Here is a 17,065-nt window from a genome sequence, read left to right on the forward strand (position 1 = left end):
ATGAGTTTATGAAATTAAATACCTTACTTGCACCATGGATTAAAACATCGCTACCAGAAGTAGATATTTTAGGATTAAATAATGATAGTCGTAAAATAAGTCAAGGATTTTTATTTTGCGCTTACCCAGGTGTTGCTACAGATGGACGAAGGTATGCTGAACAAGCAATAAAAGCAGGCGCTATAGCTGTTTTATATGAGCCAAAAGATTATATACCGCCTAAAGAGTTTGCTGCTATAATTTGGATACCTTTTGCAAATTTAGCCCAGCATTTAGCGTCAATTGCAAACCGATTTTATGGAGAGCCAAGTAAAAAATTACATCTTACTGGTGTAACAGGAACAAATGGTAAAACAACCATTGCCTATCAACTAGCACAAGCGCATCAATTACTAGGTCATCAAGCTGCCTATATTGGGACAATTGGCCAAGGCAAAGTAGAAAATCTTAAATTACTAGATAATACGACGCCTGATGGCATTTGCCTACAAGATCTTTTTTCTAATTATTTGTATAGTGGTATAGAACATGTATGCATGGAAGTTTCTTCGCACGCACTGGCACAACAGCGAGTAGATGAGGTTAATTTTGAGCAAGCCATCTTTACTAATCTGACCTTAGATCATCTTGATTACCATCAAACTATGGACGCTTATGCGGCAGCGAAAGCAAGATTATTTTCATACGCTTCTCTTAAAACTGCTATTTTAAATGATGATGATGACTACTCTAAATTTATGCAGGCGCATTTAAATTCTGCTTGTAAATGTATTACATATGGTTTCAATAAAGAAAGTAATGTACGCGTAGTCGATTGGCAGGTTACTATGCAAGGGACCTCAATTAATGTTTCTTCTGATTGGGGCCAGGCACACTTAAAAATTCGCACCTTAGGGTACTTTAATATTTATAATGCCTTAGCTGTTTTTGCAAGTCTACTTGCTTGGGGTTATCCAATTGAAGAAGTTAGCTCGATTATGGAAGAGCTTTCTCCTGCACCGGGTCGGATGGAAGTAGTTACTCAAGAACCATGCATTGTTGTTGATTATGCGCATACTCCTGATGCATTAGAAAATGTTTTAAAAACCTTAAACCATGTTAAGGAAGAGCGTGTAATCGTTGTTTTTGGTTGCGGTGGCGATAGAGACAAATCAAAACGCCCTATTATGGGTGCTATAGCAACCCGTCATGCTGATATCGCGATTATTACTAGTGATAATCCTCGTACAGAAAATCCAGACCAGATTATTATGGAAATTAATCAAGGTACTACAACTACTGGTGCAGTTGTTTATCAAATTTCAGATAGAAAGTCGGCTATTGGTAAAGCAATTAGTTTGGCAGGCCCAAAAGATATTATTCTAATAGCTGGTAAAGGCCATGAAGATTATCAGCAAATTGGTCATGTAAAATACCCTTTTTCCGATCAAGCGATTGTTAAACAAATGGTTAGCTCATTGTGTGGTTTAAACGAAAAGTAGTGATGAGTGATGGTCTTTACTATTGAGGGATTGTATTTGATGCAAATCCAATCCTTTATCAAAACATTTACATACCTCCTAATTTAGAATTATTGTTATTAATACGACAGTTATTTTAAGCTAAATTTCTAGCTTAAAAGTGGCTTTATAAATTTCGGTAATTGAGATTCATAAAGTATGAAATCATGACGTTTTTGATGTGCTTTGCGCAATCTAAGAAAACACTCGTTCTTATTTATTGCTTGCTTTAAGATGTTGGTTTCATGTATGGGATTATAAAGTGCTAATATATAGTCTTGCCAAGTTGCAGCTGATTTAAAATCCGGAACTTCTGAAGAAGGAAAAGAAGATGAGTAGGGTGAATATGGTAAATTTAAAGCTTGATGAAGCGCTTGACTTAGCTGGATAACAGCATTGAATTTTGCTTCTATACTATGACCTGCGATATGGGGTGTGCATAAGTAACTTAGTTTAATAATATTTGGATCAATGTTAGGTTCATGAGCAAACACATCAGTACAATAATAAATTTTTAAAACCTGACTAAGAAGCGCTGCTTCATCAACTATGCCGCCGCGAGAAGCATTAATAATAGCTATATTAGGTTTTAATCCAGTTAATATTGATTCAGAAATTAAATGCCTACTAGGAAAGGGTAAGTTATTGTGTAAGTTAGCGTGAATGCAAATTAAATCGCATTCTAAAATTTCATTAAGTGATACGCTATAAAATTTATTATCAACTAATGCCTTAGGTGGATCGTAGGCAATAATCTCAAAGTTAAGCGCTTTTAAACGCTTAGCAACTTTAGAGCCTACCGCGCCTAAGCCAATAATTCCTGCCTTTTTCCCCTTAAAAGAAGTATATTTTTGTAAGTAAGCGATAGTTGCAATAACATAATCCGCGACAGCACCTGCGTTGCTACCCTTAGCGTCGAGAAGTGTTATATTTTTTTGCTTAAGGAAAATTTCATCAATGTGATCAGTACCGCTGCTTGCCGTAGCAACAAATGATAAAGAAGAGTCTTTTAATAATTCCTTTGTTACCTTCAAAGTTGAACGACACAATAAAATATCTTGCTTTGCAAGTAGGCTACGAAGGTCATCTTGCTGATGATAAAGTGTAATGTTAAATGGTGGTGGAAATGCTGTCATTAAACCGGGTAAGGAAGCATCAGCTAAGATATTCATATATTAAAAAGGGCACTCAAGGCTGCTAAAGACCAATTAATCGGTGCAGAAATAATCCAACTTAAAATACCTGTGATTAATAACAGTAGAATAATAAAAAAACCATATGGTTCGAGCTTTTGATACATAATTGCTTGTCTTGTAGGTAATAAGCTAGCAACAATACGACTACCATCCAGAGGAGGTACTGGTATCAAATTTAAAAAAGCCAGTAGCAAATTAATTATAATTCCAGCTTTGCTGGCTAAGATTAAAAATAAACCAATCGTAGATGTTTGCGGGTTAATTGATAATCCTATCTTAAAAAGACCAGCCCAAAAAATTGCCATAAGAAAATTAATCAAGGGCCCAGCTGCAGTAACGAAGATCACATCACGTTTGGGATTTTTTAATTGTCCTGTATTAATGGGAACTGGTTTCGCCCAGCCAAAAACAAAAGTAAAATTACTTAAAGCTAGTGTAAGAATTGGTACAATAATTGTTCCAATAAGTTCAATATGATTCACCGGGTTAAAACTTACCCGTCCTAATAGTTTAGCTGTTGTATCGCCAAATTGATAGGCAACCCAAGCGTGAGCTGCTTCATGAAGAGTAATAGCGAATAAAACAGGGATAATCCAAACTGCAATTTGTTGTATAATAGTTAATTCTGGCATCCGAGTAATGCAGTATAAAACAAACAAGCATTCTAACTAGTCTTTTAAGATATAGCTAGTATTTCCAACACTGGTCTTATATTATACGCATCATTAGAACATATTTATATATTTAGGCATTTGGTTTTGGAAAAGATCAAAATTAGTTTCTTTTTATTGCTTTTCTCCTTGCTATTATTTGCTTCAGGTATAGCTAAAATACCTGTTATCGATCGCGATGAAGCGCATTTTGCGCAAGCAAGTAAGCAAATGATGCAAGTAGGAAATTATTTTCAAATTCGTTTTCAAGATAAAACACGATTCCAAAAGCCACCTGGAATTAATTGGTTACAGGCACTGAGTGTAAAGTTAATTAGTGATAGTCGTATAAGCCAAATTTGGCTTTATCGTATACCCTCAGTACTAGGCGCATTTTTATCAATTTTGCTTACCTATCTTTTTGCAAGTCGGTTTTTAGGATCAATGACTGCTGCATTGGCAGCCAGCCTGCTTGCCTCTTCTCTTCTTCTAGTAGTCGAAGCGCATATGGCAGTGATTGATGCAACACTGCTTTTTTCTGTTGTATTGATGCAGGGCGCTCTATGGAATATTTATCAATCTTATAAGGAACAAAGAAAAGTAGGTTGGTTTTGGCCGTTATGTTTTTGGTTTGCCATGGCCTTTGGGATTGTTTTAAAAGGCGTGACACCTTTAGTAGGTTTATTGACTATCCTAGCCTTATGTTTAGTGGACAAAGATCTGTCTTGGTTGCGTCAATTAAAATTTTTACAAGGGTTACTCTTAGTAATAGGTCTAACTGCAGTTTGGTTAATATTAGTTAATAAGGCTGAGCAAAGTAATTATTTATTGCAAATGTTTAATAAAGATTTGCTGCCCAAGTTAAAAGGTGGACATGAGTCTCACGGTAAGCCACCTTTATTTCATTTGGCTATGTTACCTATAACCTTTTGGCCCTCTTCTTTATTTCTAGGGCTTGGTGGGATTTATGCCTGGAAAAATCGTACTACCAATCAGATTAAATTTTTATTGGCTTGGTTAGTACCTTCTTGGATTTTCTTTGAATGCATGCCAACAAAACTGCCACAATATATTATGCCTTTATTTCCTGCCCTGGCTATTTTATGCGCATTAGCAATTAGAGAGTATGCTTACGCCTTAACTAGCAAATGGTTAAGAATTTTACAATATCTTTGGTTACTATTATCTATTACACTTGGCTTAGTTTTAATATTAATAACTTATTGGCTGAATGAAAGTTTAAGCTTAAGTAGCGTTATTATAATTGGAACTATTGTAATTTTTTCTAGTAGTACAATTTATTTTAGTCGGCAAGGCAAAGTAAATTACAGTATTGTCAGTAATTCTATTATGGCAATGATAGTTTTTCCTCTTATTTTTAATAATTTATTACCCTCTTTAAAGCCGGTGTGGCTCACTCATACTATAGCCCAACTTGTTGATAAGAACAGAATTGATAATAATATACCTTTATTAGTTGTAGGTTTTGAGGAACCGAGTTTAGTATTTAATCTTGATACTAAATCAGTTCGCTTTGTTGATTTTAATACAGCTCTTACACAATTACTTAGTAACCCTAAGCAGCTAGCTATCTTTGATGATAGAGTATTACAAGCTTGGCCTTATCCCTTAGATAAAATAAAAATTTTAGCTCAAATGAGAGGGTTTAATTACAGTAAAGGACGCTGGGTAAAATTATTTCTTATAGGGCAAGAGACGGGAGAAACCTTAAATGGCGCCATTTAATCGATTGGTTTTAATGATGACTAGGCCATGGGTTATTATAGCCTTTATATTAATTGTTACGCTGCTATTTCTCTATGTTGATAAGCCTTTAGCGGAATATCTGGCTTTAAAAAATTTTCGTGTCAATTTTCTCTTCCTTAACCATTTTACTAAACTTGGCTTAGGTTTAACTTATTTTATTACTTTCTTTCTAGGTATGCTTTATTTTAGATACATTAAGATTAATCGTATTTGGGAAGCACGTATGTGTTTTCTTTGGCTTTGTGTTGTTGTAAGCAGTGTATTTTGCGGTATTTTAAAGGTAATATTTAGTCGTGCTCGCCCTGATATGTGGTTTAGTGGACACTACTATGGTTTTTACTGGTTAAAGGCTAACGCTCCTTTTTGGTCTTTTCCATCAGGACATACAACCAATATTATGGCTATTGCTTTTGGCTTGTGTGTTCTTTTTCCACGATTTTTTTATGCTTTTCTACTGGTTGGTTTCTCAATTGCTTTTTCACGTGTTTTATTAATTCATCATTATTTTAGTGATATAGTCACTGGCACCTATTTATCTTTACTCAGTGTTGCTTTAATACTTTGGTTTTTACGTAAAAAATCTTGGCTGGAACCTATTTGGCGAGATACGGTATACTAGTTATTATTTTGCTTAGGAAGGATGTTTTGAATAAGTTAACTTATTTATCTGTTATTATTCCCGTATATAATGAAGTCGACAATGTCGCGCATTTATATGAGGAAATTGTGCAAGCGTTACCTGCAGAGCAATTTGTTTTTGAAGTTATTTTTGTTGATGATGGCAGTACTGATGGCACAGTAAAACGCCTAGAAGCTTTAGCAAAAGAAAATGCTGCTTTACGTCTTGTATGTCATAAACATAATTATGGGCAGAGTGCAGGTTTAGTAAGTGGTGCTAAAGCAGCACAGTATCCAATATTAGTGACTTTAGATGGCGATGGCCAAAATGATCCTAAGGATATTCCTCACTTATTGAATTACTTATCCAATAATAAAACGGTAGTATTAGGAAACCGAAAAAAACGCGATGATAATTATCTGCGGAAAGTCTCTTCAGTGATAGGTAATAAAGTTCGCCAATTTTTATTAAACGATCAATGCCCTGACACGGGATGTAGTCTTAAACTTTTTCCACGTGATGGGTTTTTAAATTTACCTCATTTCAATCATCTACATCGATTTTTACCAGCTTTATTTAAACGAGCAGGCTATAAATTAGTTAATGTTCCTGTAAACCACCGGCCACGTTGGCATGGGGTATCTAAGTATGGCGTCATGAATAGATTGTTTGTAGGTATCCATGATTTAATAGGGGTGCGTTGGTTATTAAAACGTCCCTGCGCTCCGGAGATCTCTAATAATGAATAAAGATTATATTTGGCTGACAATTGGTTTAATTGGCCAAGGTATCTTTTCAGCACGTTTTATTGTTCAATGGTTAGTGAGTGAAAGAGAAAAAAGAAGTGTGATTCCGGTTGCTTTTTGGTATTTAAGCCTTTTAGGCGGGATTACACTATTTATGTATGCTGTTTATAAACGTGATCCTGTTTTTATCATTGGCCAGTTTAGTGGCGTTTTTATTTATTCACGCAATCTATATCTTATTACCAGAGAGCGCGCATCTCGCTTAAATAAAAATACTGTGTCTATTTAATTTACCTTGCCAGTAGGCAAGGCAATATCACTACTATGGCGCACCAGGCATGAAACTAAATTGATTTCTTTAATGGCATCAATTTAAAGAGTGTGTCATTTCCGCGCCGGCGGAAATCTATCTTAACGCTTGCACGGTGCCTACTTAGAAATGGATTCTTGCCCATGTGGGCAGGGCAAAGCCGTTCTTAAATTGACATATTCTCATCCTAATCTACTTATTCTTTTCCAGGCCTACATCCCGCGTCTTGTCTGCGGGATATTGAATTATAGGATCGTTTAAGTTATTTGCTTATCAGGTACATTGAAATTTATAAGAGCCTGACCAGCTACAATGCGATCAGTTTTCTTGTTTCTAATCCAATGTATATTAGTAGGCTTAGCTTGCTTAATTAATTGCTCAGCCCAATATGGCATGGTTTGACCCTCCCACAATAAGAGGGAAGCACCAGAAGGAATAGTAATCCCTTGATTAATTAAATAAGATTGGGCATTTTTAAATTGTAATTTCATGTTTCCCAATAGCCAATGTGAATCAGAGACAAGAAAGTCAATTTTTTGGGCATTCGTTTTATAAGTTTTAGCAATTTCAACAATGGGAATAGACTGCCGTTTATTGTGCCCAAAGTAACTTCGATAACTCAAGATTAGCAAAAAAATAAATTGTACAAATAGGCAAAATAGAATAAAGCGTTTACTGTATATTGCTAAAGAAGCATTGGGCTTTAGGTAACTAAAAAACACAAGTGGAATTAAAAATAAGATAGGAATAAGCCAGCGAGTTTCAAAATCATGAACGCCTGCGGATAAAACAATAAATACAATAACAGGAAAATAAAGAATGTGATAATGGAGTAATAAATCGTTAGCCGCTGACCTCTTAATCTTAAAGGGTAAAGGAAAAAATAAATAGGAGATAGTTAACACGGGTACAATAAAAAAAAGACTAGCGCTTAGCAAATTAATAAAGCCATCAAAAAGTGTTTTTTGCTCTGGAGCTAATTTATAAACAGCATGAAGGCCCACATGGTAATTATGTATTAGCCATTTTCCGTAGGGCAGTGCCGTTATGATTACTAACAAAATAGTAAAAAAAACGCGTCGATTTAGTAGTTTTAAACGGTATTCTTTTTGTAAAGTTACACTGATTAAGAAAAGCGTTAAAAATAATAAATAATTAAATTTAGATAATAAACCGAATCCAATAATAATACCTAAGCGTAAATACCAATTTATAGGCGATTTTGTATTGGTAATAAACCAGTACCAAGTTATACAAGCAGTTAAAAGAGCTAAAATAGAATGTGTATTGTCTTTTAATAAATCTAAACTTATCGAGCTAATTAAAGACCATGCTGCTGTTGCGCTTAAGGCAAGCAGTTTATCGGAACAATAAAATTTACAAATTAAGTAATAACAGTATACGCAGCCTAAAAGTAAACTATATTTTAAAAGAGCAAGGCTGATTAAATTAACACCTAAAAGCTGAAATAACAAATATTGCAACCAAGAGTATAACGGTGGCTGATTTGGATAACCTGAAAGAAGTTGTTGAGCCCAGATAACTTGTTCTGCTTCATCTAACTCTAGTAAGGAGCTGCGAAAGCATAGTCGAGCTAAAAATGTGATTACAAAAAAAAGTAAAAAAAAGAGCTTAGGATTATTTAATAAGTAAGTTTTTACGTGCGTAGCTAATTTTGTCATTTCAATTAAATATTGTTATTTTTTAGTTAGCGTTTATATCTTAAGTTTATAGGTAAATGAATAGGGTGAAGTAGATAGAACATAATTGATTAACCCTATAAATAGTCTAAAAGCTCAATAGATAACGCTATAAAAAGCTTGTTTTTTTAAGTCACTACTTTAATCTATAACCTACAGGATGTAGTAGTAATTATCTTTTATTGCTCGTAAGGATACAATAATGAATAGCCTTAATCAAAGCCTAGCTGATATTGTAACTGCTTATACCCAATATGATCCCTCAAATAAGTCCTATTATCCTAAGCAATTATCTTCCCAAGAATTACAAAAGCTTGAAGTGCAACTTATTACGCTCTTTTCTCAGTTTTTAACCAATAATGGTGTTGCAGAAAATGAAATTAATAAACAGCAAAAGATTCTTCGCGGCCTTTTTCATCCTGATAAACTCGTTATAGCTTCTCCAGAAATTCAATGGTTAGAAAATAGTTTAAGTACCGGAAATAATAATGGGATATGTTTTAAACTAATTGATAGCTGTGCTGAAGAATTAAAGCAACCGAAAATAAATAAAGAAGATTTTATATTTGATGAAGATGATTTAAGTTTCCTGCATATAGATGAGTTGATTAGAAAACTTGAACAGTTAAAGCAACAAGCCGTTACCTTTACACAGCAAGCGTTAATAGATAGTACGATTACCCTTTTACAAACTATTAAGCGCTTTCAATCCACAACTGATCAATTTGAGCCAGGATGGCTTAAAACAATTCTTAACTCTCTACCTTATATAACGAGTGGCTTTTGTATTACTCTATATCTTAAAGAACTTTCTTTGCTTTACGCTATATTATCTTTGGTTGCTAAGGGTGGGAGTTGGCTACAAAAAGGAGACATTTACGGTTGGCGCGCCTTAGGAGAAATGACACGTGAAATTAGTGGTGTTATTTCAAATGCAGCTACAACACTCACCCTTTATTTTATTAGTATGAATTTCTCAGCTTTGAATACCGCTTATTATATTGGTTTTGAAGCTTGCTCAAAAGTATTTCAATTAATTGGCCTTTCAGAAACAAAACAAATACCTAGTGCTCACGCTAACTCGCAAGCCCTGATATTACCGCAGCATTTTTTACCAGGTAAATTTAATTTTGAAACCTTGGAATTAAAATTAATTACTCTTAAACTAGAGCAATATCAAGAGCAACAAAAACAGCAATATTTCGCCTCATGGCGGAGAGGCTGTAAAAAAAGCAGTCTAATAGAAAGAGTTTTTCATCAACTTAAAGTAATCGATCTTAAACCCATTTCAATAAGTGATAAGCTTCTTGAGGTTAATAGTATTATTAATAATTTAGGCTGTCATCCTTATTTTAAAGCAAACAAAAGTAAAGCAAGAGAAACAATAGAGGCGGTCAAGGTAATCCTAGAAGCACTTATAAGTAATGTAGATAAAAAAACTAAAAGCGAAAAAATAATTACTGAAGATGACGATACGCTTATTGACAATTTATATTCTCTTAATGCACCTTAAAATACTTTTAATAGTTTTATTAGATTAGATAATTAATATTATTAATTTTAGCTAACCAAGTTCCCTTTATTTCAATAAGATTATTTGTTATTCAGTAAAATTTTATTAATAATACGGCCTTAGGTTGATATGGCGAGAGAATAATGAATATTGCAGTTTTTGGCGCTGGGTACGTTGGCTTAGTATCTGGTGCCTGTTTCGCTAAACTTGGGCACCAAGTAATATGTGCAGATATAAATTCTGAGCGAATACAGATGTTAGAAGACGGCCAATGCCCTATTTATGAGCAGGGCTTGAATGAGTTACTTAGGGAGCAATTAAGTTTAGCTCATTTAACTTTTACCACTAATCTAGTGCACGCTATTCAATCCAGTCAGGTTTTTATAATTGCAACTGGCACGCCTAGTTTGCCTAATGGGCAGGCTGATTTATCCCAAGTTTTTTCAGTAATAGATTTGATTGTAGAGCATGTTAATCAGGATGCAGTACTAGTTACCAAATCAACGGTACCCGTTGGTACGGGCGATATTATTGAAAATTTAGTCCATGAAAAAATGAGTGCTAAAAAGAAGCAGATTAAGCTAACTATTGCTTCTAATCCTGAGTTTTTACGAGAAGGGTGCGCAATTAGCGATTTTTAAATGCTGATCGTATTATCGTTGGCGGGAATGCCTATGCAATTGCTTGTTTAAAAAAATTATATCAACCGTTAATTGATAATGATATTCCTTTTCTAGCTATGAGTCGAAGTTCTGCAGAATTAACAAAATACGCTGCTAATGCTATGTTGGCCTGTCGAATTAGTTTTATGAATCAAGTTAGTCAACTTGCAGAAAAGGTAGGTGCTAATATTGAAGATATTAGAGACGGAATGGCCCTTGATCCGCGCATAGGACCTTATTTTTTGCAAGCAGGTATTGGTTACGGCGGTTCTTGCTTTCCTAAAGATGTGCGAGCGCTCGCTCAAACTGCGCAATCGTTAAATATTGATACTGCTTTTTTAGATGCTATAGACAATGTTAATGAATTACAAAAAAGCTGGTTATTTGAGCACGTAGCAAACCACTTTCAACAGCAATTACAAGGCTTAACAATTGGTTTTTGGGGTTTGGCATTTAAGCCAGGCACAGATGATTTACGTGAAGCTAGTAGCCTTGTAGCAATACAATCTTTTTTAAAAGCAGGCGCAATTATAAGAGTCTTTGATCCTGCTGCGGTTGCAAAAGCACAACTATTATTTCAATCCTCTGATAATATTGTGTGGTGTCAAGATATAAATGATGTGTTTGAATCTAAAATTGACGCATTGATTATTGCTACTGAATGGCCTGCCTTTAAGGATTATCCCTTAGCTATTTTGCGTGATAAATTAGCTGGTGCGCCTGTTTTTGATGGACGAAATTGTTTTTCCTTAGCGTCTGTACAAAAGGCAGGAATAGCTTACTATTATTCAGTTGGTCGGCCTGTGGTTTTTAATAAGGAAGACATGGAGCTTGTTCATTATGCAAATTAAAAAAGCTGTTTTCCCAGTAGCAGGGCTAGGTACTCGCTTTTTACCTGCAACCAAAGCAAATCCGAAAGAGATGCTTCCTATTGTTGATAAGCCCTTAATTCAATATGCGGTTGAAGAAGCTGTAAGAGCAGGGATTACGCATATGATCTTTATTACTAGTTCAACTAAACGTGCTATTGAAGATCATTTTGATAAACATTTTGAATTAGAAGCCAGACTTGAGGAAGAAGGAAAAGAATTCTTACTAGAATTAGTAAAAAATGTTTCACCTGCTCATATTCAATTTACTTATGTAAGGCAAAATCAACCACTAGGTTTAGGACATGCCATCTTATGTGCTGAGCATGTTATTGGTGATGAGCCCTTTGCGGTACTTTTAGCGGATGATTTAATTGATGAATCAAAGTTACCTTGTTTATCCGCTATGATCGAGCATTTTAAATATAATAAGCATTCTATTTTGGCAGTTCAGCAAGTGCCATGGGAAAAAGTACACCAGTATGGTGTGGTTAAACTAGATTCTGTTAATAAAGATTATGCCAAGCTAGACGCTATGATTGAAAAACCTACTGTTGATGAGGCGCCTTCAAATTTTGCAGCGGTTGGCCGTTATGTTTTTACTTCCAGTATTTTTGCATCTTTAAAAAGGATTAAAGCTGATCACCGCGGTGAAATACAGTTAACTGATGCTATTCAACATTTATTAAATTATGAATCTGTGATTACCTATCACTTTCGTGGTAAACGCTATGATTGCGGTTCTAAATTAGGTTATTTACAAGCAGCTGTTGAGTTTGGTCTGCGTCATTCTGAAATCGGAATAGACTTTTCAAAATATTTATCTAATTTATTAGAACGTGTCATTAATTAAATTTGTTTTCATTTTTTAAGAAATAGCTATTTCTATACTGTAAAATATTTAGTTTCAGTCTAATCTGATTAATGCCTATTAACCAGGCATGTTAACAGTATTTTCATCTGTATTATTGTTAACATTGTTAACTTCGTTAAGTTGATCATCTTTATCTTTTATTTCATAGGCGTTGCCAGATTTATTCTGCACACTATTTGCTTGGTTTGTTGCAAAAAGTCCTAATGTGGATGTGGCTACTGCAACGTTACTTTTTTCACCATCTGAGTTCTTTAATGATTTAGCTGCCTGAATTTTACTTTTGATTAATCTATCATGTTCATCGCTAAAGTCTATAAGTTCTTCTGGAAGATGAGTGACTAAAGCGGGGATGTCCTCATCTTTTTTAGGAGGATCCTCCTTTATATTATTTCTAAAATTGTTAGTTTTTGTTCCTCTTAAATTAAATCTCATTCGAGTTAACCGGTAACCTAATACACTTTGTTGAAATTCCTGTTCTGTTAAGTCAGATTCACATTCGCCACTATATTTAGCTTTTTTGGATTCCAATTTTTTAATCTTTTCTTCCGCTAAGGCTTTTCCAGTTGATGGTAACATTGCCCAAGTATTAACATTTCCATGATTACTGTCGCCGCTGGGCTCGAGGCCTATCATAAAAAAAACTTGTACAGGTTCTTCTTCGCCCTCTGTAGTCTTAATTTCGCTATCAAAAGCCATATAAGCACTTCTATATGAATATGTTCCCTTATAAGGCTGAGCATTTGGTAATAAAAAACTTTCATCAAGCCGTTTAGGATACGCTTTTCTACCTGCACCTATTACTACACCATATTGGTTTAATACAATAAAGCTTAGCCCCGGCATAATATTTGTTTTATAAAAGGGGGCATTGGCTCTCATAGAATGTATTATTTCTGAATTATTATTGTTACACGCATCATCATTGTCTATTGTCTTTTTACCACTTTCTAAGTGTGATACTTCTTCTTTTTCTTCGGAAGGCTTGGTTTTCTTTATTTGCTCAATAGAGCTGTTATCTTCTGTATTGGGTGCTAGTTCTGCAGACGCTACTCCTATAGCTCCTCTTTTCTTAAGTGTTTTATGCGTATCAATTAGGTTATCTTCCGTGTTTTCTGAGGCTGCTTTTTCTTCTAAGGCATAAGCTTGGGTTTCTATTATATCTATATCAGGCGCAAGCGTTTCTTCTAAAGAAACTTCAGAGCTGACTTTTGACGAAGTCGAGGAGACAGGGCGAGTTGATGAGATATTATCATTTAATTCTAAACGCTCTTTCATGATAAACTCTGTTTTACAAGTTTGATAACGGTAGTTTAACATAGCAACATTAACTTAAAGTTAACTGTTTTTATTGATAATTTATATTATTCTCATGGCTAGGCTAAGTGCGACGATCTAGCACTTGTCATGAATTAGTTTGAATTTTCTTAAAAAATAGCTCTCTTATGCAGTTCAAAAATTAAACGATATAAGACAAACGCTATGAGATATGACAAAACAGTTCGAAAAACCTTTAGTAAAATTTATTTGGCTCCTACTGTCACTTAGCTTTAAGAAAACTATGTCATAAACCTTGTTATAGACGAGATTTATTTAATGATTTATAGCATTAATACATTCAAATACAGATTAACTTTTTTCCACTTAAACAAGCGTTTTAAATTAATCTATATTTAAATTATTGGTATAGAAGTGAAGATGAATCATTATTAAAACAATATTTAATGATGAATATGGTTTCCTAACTTGAATTGGATATATACCTCTGGCAAGATGCTTGTTGATTTGGATTTCCAGCGAGGAAGTATGAAGATTCTTGTTGCAGTAAAACGTGTTATTGATCCCTACGTCAAGATAAGGATTACACCAGATCACATGGGGGTTGAAACACAAAATGTAAAGATGTCTATGAACCCTTTCGATGAGATCGCGCTTGAAGAAGCAATTCGTTTAAAAGAAAAAAATATTGCCTCTGAGGTAGTTGCTGTTACTGTTGGCGCTGATTCGGCGCAAGAAACACTGCGACACGCACTTGCTTTAGGCGCAGACAGTGCTATTTTAGTAAAGAGTGAAAAGCATTACTGCAGTTTAAATATTGCCAAGATTTTACAAAAAGTTGTAGCGCAAGAACAGCCTAGCTTAGTACTTATGGGTAAGCAAACTATTGATGGTGATAATAATCAAACACCGCAAATGTTAGCAGCGTTACTTGACTGGCCGCAGGCAACTTATGCATCTAAGCTAGAAATTGACAGTAACTCCTTGCAGGTGACCCGTGAAATTGATGGTGGTTTAGAAACGCTTGCTTTAACATTACCTGCAGTGGTTAGCACAGATTTACGTTTAAATGAACCACGCTACGCTAGTTTACCTAATATTATGAAAGCAAAACGTAAACCACTAGAAATTCTATCTATAGAAAATTTACAACTTAATTTACAAGATCATGTTCAAGTGCTTTCGGTAAAGCCTCCTTCTGCACGTTCAGCTGGTGCCATACTGGATTCAGTTAAGTCACTTGTTGAGAAATTAAATGAAGCGAAAGTGCTTTGATAAGGAGAAATAATGAGTGCTCTAGTAATTGTTGAACATGATAATCAAAAAATACATGCATCCACGCGCAGTACTTTCTCGGCTGCATTAAATCTAGACGAGCATCCAACACTCTTAGTAGTAGGATATCAGTGTAAGCAGGTAGCAGAAGAGGCGGCTGCCTTAGCAGGCGCAAACATGGTTTTATTGGTAGACAATGAATCTTATCAACATCATTTAGCAGAGAATACAAGCCAACTTATTACAGCAATTGCCAAAGATTATGCATTTATTTTAGCGCCTTCAACAACATTCGGTAAAAATATAATGCCGCGTGTTGCAGCAAAATTAGAGGTGGCTCAAGTTTCAGATGTCATACGAATCATTGATGCTGAGACATTTGAGCATCCTATCTATGCTGGTAATGCAATTGAGACAGTTAAGGTCCTTGATAATAAGAAAGTATTAACTATTCGTACGACTGCCTTTTCAAGTAATTTAGCAAGCCAAACACCTTGCTGTATCGAAGCAATAGATAATTTAATTTTTGACACAAGCACAACATTTGTTAAACAGGAATTAAGTCGTTCAGTGCGGCCTGATTTATCAAGCGCTAAAATTATTGTTTCAGGAGGGCGTGGTTTACAAAGCGCTGAAAAATTTAAGCTTATTGAAGAATTAGCAGATGCCTTAGGCGCTGCTGTAGGTGCATCAAGAGCGGCTGTTGATGCAGGATATATTCTTAATGATTGCCAAGTAGGACAAACAGGTAAAATTGTTGCCCCGGAACTTTATATTGCGATAGGAATTTCGGGAGCAGTACAACATTTAGCTGGTATGAAGGATTCAAAAATTATTGTTGCCATTAACAAAGATCCTGATGCTCCTATATTTCAAATTGCCACCTACGGTTTAGTTGGCGATTTATTTGAATTAGTTCCAGAACTAATTGAACAATTGAAGCAATCTTAGGAGATATTATGATCGTTGGTATACCTAAAGAAATTAAACCTCAAGAAAATAGAGTAGGTTTAGTTCCTGCAAGTGTTAGGGAAATTGTTCGAGCTGGAAGTTCGGTATTTGTTGAGAAAGGCGCTGGCTTAGGTATTGGTATTTCTGATGAAGAGTATCAAATAGCAGGGGCAGAAATTGTTGATACGGCTGATGAGGTTTTTGCTAAAGCAGAATTAATTATTAAAGTAAAAGAACCTCAACCCATTGAATGTAAGCGTTTACGAGAAGGTCAAACAATATTTACTTACCTACATTTAGCACCTGATCCGCATCAAGCACGCCTACTTAAAGAATCAGGCGTTACCGCCATTGCTTATGAAACCGTAACACAAAATGATGGCGGGTTACCCTTATTAACTCCTATGTCGCAAGTTGCCGGGCGTATGTCAATTCAAGCGGGTGCACATTGCCTGGAAATGGCTCAAGGTGGAAGTGGTGTTTTGCTAGGTGGCGTGCCTGGCGTAGCAGCTGCTAATGTGGTAGTCATTGGTGGCGGCGTTGTTGGTACTAATGCTGTACGTATGGCAATGGGTATGGAAGCGCGCGTAATTGTTTTAGATAAATATTTACCTCGCTTACGTGAATTAGATTTTCAATTTGGTGCTAAATTAAATACTATTTATGCTACTTCTGATGCATTAGAACAATACATAGCAACTGCTGATTTAGTGATAGGGGCTGTCCTTGTGCACGGTGCTGCTGCACCTAAATTAGTTACAAAAGCCATGTTAAAGACGATGCGACCTGGTTCAGTTGTTGTTGATGTGGCTATTGATCAGGGTGGATGCTTTGAGACAAGCCGCCCAACCACTCATCAAAATCCAACTTATGTCGTTGATAATGTTGTCCATTACTGCGTCGCTAATATGCCAGGTGCGGTACCGCGTACGTCAACCTTTGCTTTAAATAATGCGACATTGCCTTTTGTTATGAGTTTAGTGACTAAAGGAATTAAACCTGCTTTATTACAAGATCCACATTTGTTAAATGGATTAAATGTTCATAAAGGAATGATTACTTATGAAGCAGTCGCATTAGATTTAGGCTTTGAATATATTCCCGCTATTACTGCTTTAAATAGTTAAGATGGCCTAGATTTTAGTGAAACCTAGGTTGT

16 protein-coding genes are annotated in these 17,065 nt (G+C 35.2%); 12 read left to right on the forward strand and 4 right to left on the reverse strand.

Going from position 1 to position 17,065, the window contains the following annotated elements; genetic code table 11:
- Nucleotides 1-8: 8 nt before the first annotated feature.
- The gene (locus DYH30_RS03910; protein WP_115330400.1) at nt 9-1,481 is read left to right on the forward strand and encodes a UDP-N-acetylmuramoyl-L-alanyl-D-glutamate--2,6-diaminopimelate ligase; all 1,473 of its coding nucleotides are present in this window, start codon (nt 9-11) and stop codon (nt 1,479-1,481) included.
- Between the two features lie 128 nt (nt 1,482-1,609).
- On the opposite strand, the gene DYH30_RS03915 is transcribed toward DYH30_RS03910, so the two are convergent.
- Together DYH30_RS03915 and DYH30_RS03920 are read right to left on the reverse strand one after the other, a co-directional pair.
- Nucleotides 1,610-2,671 carry a 4-phosphoerythronate dehydrogenase gene (locus DYH30_RS03915; RefSeq protein ID WP_115330401.1) on the reverse strand — a complete coding sequence of 354 codons (1,062 nt, stop codon included), beginning with the start codon at nt 2,669-2,671 and terminating at the stop codon, nt 1,610-1,612.
- Entirely contained in the window at nt 2,668-3,327 is a 660-nt protein-coding gene (locus DYH30_RS03920) for a site-2 protease family protein (protein ID WP_115330402.1), read from the reverse strand. The genes DYH30_RS03915 and DYH30_RS03920 overlap by 4 nt, the downstream gene beginning before the upstream one ends.
- 126 nt (nt 3,328-3,453) lie before the next feature.
- Here DYH30_RS03920 and DYH30_RS03925 point away from each other — a divergent pair, with 126 nt between their 5' ends.
- Genes DYH30_RS03925 through DYH30_RS03940 form a run of 4 tightly spaced genes read left to right on the forward strand, consistent with a single transcriptional unit; the run spans nt 3,454 to nt 6,766 of the window.
- Nucleotides 3,454-5,091, forward strand: a complete 1,638-nt coding sequence (locus DYH30_RS03925) for an ArnT family glycosyltransferase (RefSeq protein ID WP_115330403.1) — start codon at nt 3,454-3,456, stop codon at nt 5,089-5,091.
- Entirely contained in the window at nt 5,078-5,731 is a 654-nt protein-coding gene (locus tag DYH30_RS03930) for a phosphatase PAP2 family protein (protein WP_115330404.1), read from the forward strand. Before DYH30_RS03925 ends, DYH30_RS03930 begins: the two co-directional genes overlap by 14 nt.
- Before the next feature lie 26 nt (nt 5,732-5,757).
- Nucleotides 5,758-6,480 (forward strand): glycosyltransferase family 2 protein, encoded by a 723-nt coding sequence (locus DYH30_RS03935; RefSeq protein ID WP_115330405.1) that lies wholly within the window; start codon nt 5,758-5,760, stop codon nt 6,478-6,480.
- The gene (locus DYH30_RS03940; RefSeq protein WP_115330406.1) at nt 6,473-6,766 is read left to right on the forward strand and encodes a lipid-A-disaccharide synthase N-terminal domain-containing protein; all 294 of its coding nucleotides are present in this window, start codon (nt 6,473-6,475) and stop codon (nt 6,764-6,766) included. Before DYH30_RS03935 ends, DYH30_RS03940 begins: the two co-directional genes overlap by 8 nt.
- 278 nt (nt 6,767-7,044) lie before the next feature.
- Here the strand turns inward: DYH30_RS03940 and DYH30_RS03945 are convergent, their stop codons facing one another.
- Nucleotides 7,045-8,469: an ArnT family glycosyltransferase gene (locus DYH30_RS03945; RefSeq protein WP_115330407.1), complete on the reverse strand. Its 1,425-nt coding sequence runs from the start codon at nt 8,467-8,469 to the stop codon at nt 7,045-7,047.
- 220 nt (nt 8,470-8,689) lie between these two features.
- On the opposite strand from DYH30_RS03945, the gene DYH30_RS03950 reads away from it, so the two are divergent.
- From DYH30_RS03950 to galU, 4 genes are all read left to right on the forward strand, one after another.
- On the forward strand, nt 8,690-10,000 hold the full coding sequence (locus tag DYH30_RS03950; protein WP_115330408.1) for a hypothetical protein: 1,311 nt from the start codon (nt 8,690-8,692) through the stop codon (nt 9,998-10,000).
- Between the two features lie 143 nt (nt 10,001-10,143).
- Entirely contained in the window at nt 10,144-10,641 is a 498-nt protein-coding gene (locus DYH30_RS03955) for a UDP-glucose/GDP-mannose dehydrogenase family protein (protein ID WP_115330409.1), read from the forward strand.
- A 38-nt stretch (nt 10,642-10,679) separates the two neighbouring features.
- The gene (locus DYH30_RS03960) at nt 10,680-11,513 is read left to right on the forward strand and encodes a nucleotide sugar dehydrogenase (RefSeq protein WP_244917902.1); all 834 of its coding nucleotides are present in this window, start codon (nt 10,680-10,682) and stop codon (nt 11,511-11,513) included.
- Nucleotides 11,500-12,384, forward strand: a complete 885-nt coding sequence (gene galU, locus DYH30_RS03965) for a UTP--glucose-1-phosphate uridylyltransferase GalU (protein ID WP_115332490.1) — start codon at nt 11,500-11,502, stop codon at nt 12,382-12,384. The genes DYH30_RS03960 and galU overlap by 14 nt, the downstream gene beginning before the upstream one ends.
- A 78-nt stretch (nt 12,385-12,462) precedes the next feature.
- Here the strand turns inward: galU and DYH30_RS03970 are convergent, their stop codons facing one another.
- Nucleotides 12,463-13,680 (reverse strand): hypothetical protein, encoded by a 1,218-nt coding sequence (locus DYH30_RS03970; protein WP_115330411.1) that lies wholly within the window; start codon nt 13,678-13,680, stop codon nt 12,463-12,465.
- Nucleotides 13,681-14,208: 528 nt separating this feature from the next.
- Between DYH30_RS03970 and DYH30_RS03975 the strand changes: the two genes are divergently transcribed.
- From DYH30_RS03975 to ald, 3 genes are read left to right on the forward strand one after another with little or no spacing between them, the layout of a single operon-like run.
- A complete protein-coding gene (locus tag DYH30_RS03975; RefSeq protein WP_115332491.1) occupies nt 14,209-14,955 on the forward strand; it encodes an electron transfer flavoprotein subunit beta/FixA family protein in 747 nt (248 codons plus the stop codon).
- A 12-nt stretch (nt 14,956-14,967) separates the two neighbouring features.
- Nucleotides 14,968-15,906 carry an electron transfer flavoprotein subunit alpha/FixB family protein gene (locus tag DYH30_RS03980; protein ID WP_115330412.1) on the forward strand — a complete coding sequence of 313 codons (939 nt, stop codon included), beginning with the start codon at nt 14,968-14,970 and terminating at the stop codon, nt 15,904-15,906.
- An 8-nt stretch (nt 15,907-15,914) separates the two neighbouring features.
- Entirely contained in the window at nt 15,915-17,033 is a 1,119-nt protein-coding gene (gene ald, locus DYH30_RS03985; RefSeq protein WP_115330413.1) for an alanine dehydrogenase, read from the forward strand.
- Nucleotides 17,034-17,065: the final 32 nt, after the last annotated feature.

Source organism: Legionella busanensis (genome assembly GCF_900461525.1).
Taxonomy (GTDB): domain Bacteria; phylum Pseudomonadota; class Gammaproteobacteria; order Legionellales; family Legionellaceae; genus Legionella_C; species Legionella_C busanensis.

What these genes read in the sequence shown, in the direction of transcription:
- DYH30_RS03945 (WP_115330407.1), bottom strand. Translation starts at nt 8,469, where the DNA reads ATGACAAAATTAGCTACGCACGTAAAAACTTACTTATTAAATAATCCT.
- DYH30_RS03955 (WP_115330409.1), top strand. Translation starts at nt 10,144, where the DNA reads ATGAATATTGCAGTTTTTGGCGCTGGGTACGTTGGCTTAGTATCTGGT.
- DYH30_RS03915 (WP_115330401.1), bottom strand. Translation starts at nt 2,671, where the DNA reads ATGAATATCTTAGCTGATGCTTCCTTACCCGGTTTAATGACAGCATTT.
- DYH30_RS03910 (WP_115330400.1), top strand. Translation starts at nt 9, where the DNA reads ATGAAATTAAATACCTTACTTGCACCATGGATTAAAACATCGCTACCA.
- ald (WP_115330413.1), top strand. Translation starts at nt 15,915, where the DNA reads ATGATCGTTGGTATACCTAAAGAAATTAAACCTCAAGAAAATAGAGTA.
- DYH30_RS03950 (WP_115330408.1), top strand. Translation starts at nt 8,690, where the DNA reads ATGAATAGCCTTAATCAAAGCCTAGCTGATATTGTAACTGCTTATACC.
- DYH30_RS03975 (WP_115332491.1), top strand. Translation starts at nt 14,209, where the DNA reads ATGAAGATTCTTGTTGCAGTAAAACGTGTTATTGATCCCTACGTCAAG.
- DYH30_RS03980 (WP_115330412.1), top strand. Translation starts at nt 14,968, where the DNA reads ATGAGTGCTCTAGTAATTGTTGAACATGATAATCAAAAAATACATGCA.
- DYH30_RS03930 (WP_115330404.1), top strand. Translation starts at nt 5,078, where the DNA reads ATGGCGCCATTTAATCGATTGGTTTTAATGATGACTAGGCCATGGGTT.
- DYH30_RS03970 (WP_115330411.1), bottom strand. Translation starts at nt 13,680, where the DNA reads ATGAAAGAGCGTTTAGAATTAAATGATAATATCTCATCAACTCGCCCT.
- DYH30_RS03940 (WP_115330406.1), top strand. Translation starts at nt 6,473, where the DNA reads ATGAATAAAGATTATATTTGGCTGACAATTGGTTTAATTGGCCAAGGT.
- DYH30_RS03920 (WP_115330402.1), bottom strand. Translation starts at nt 3,327, where the DNA reads ATGCCAGAATTAACTATTATACAACAAATTGCAGTTTGGATTATCCCT.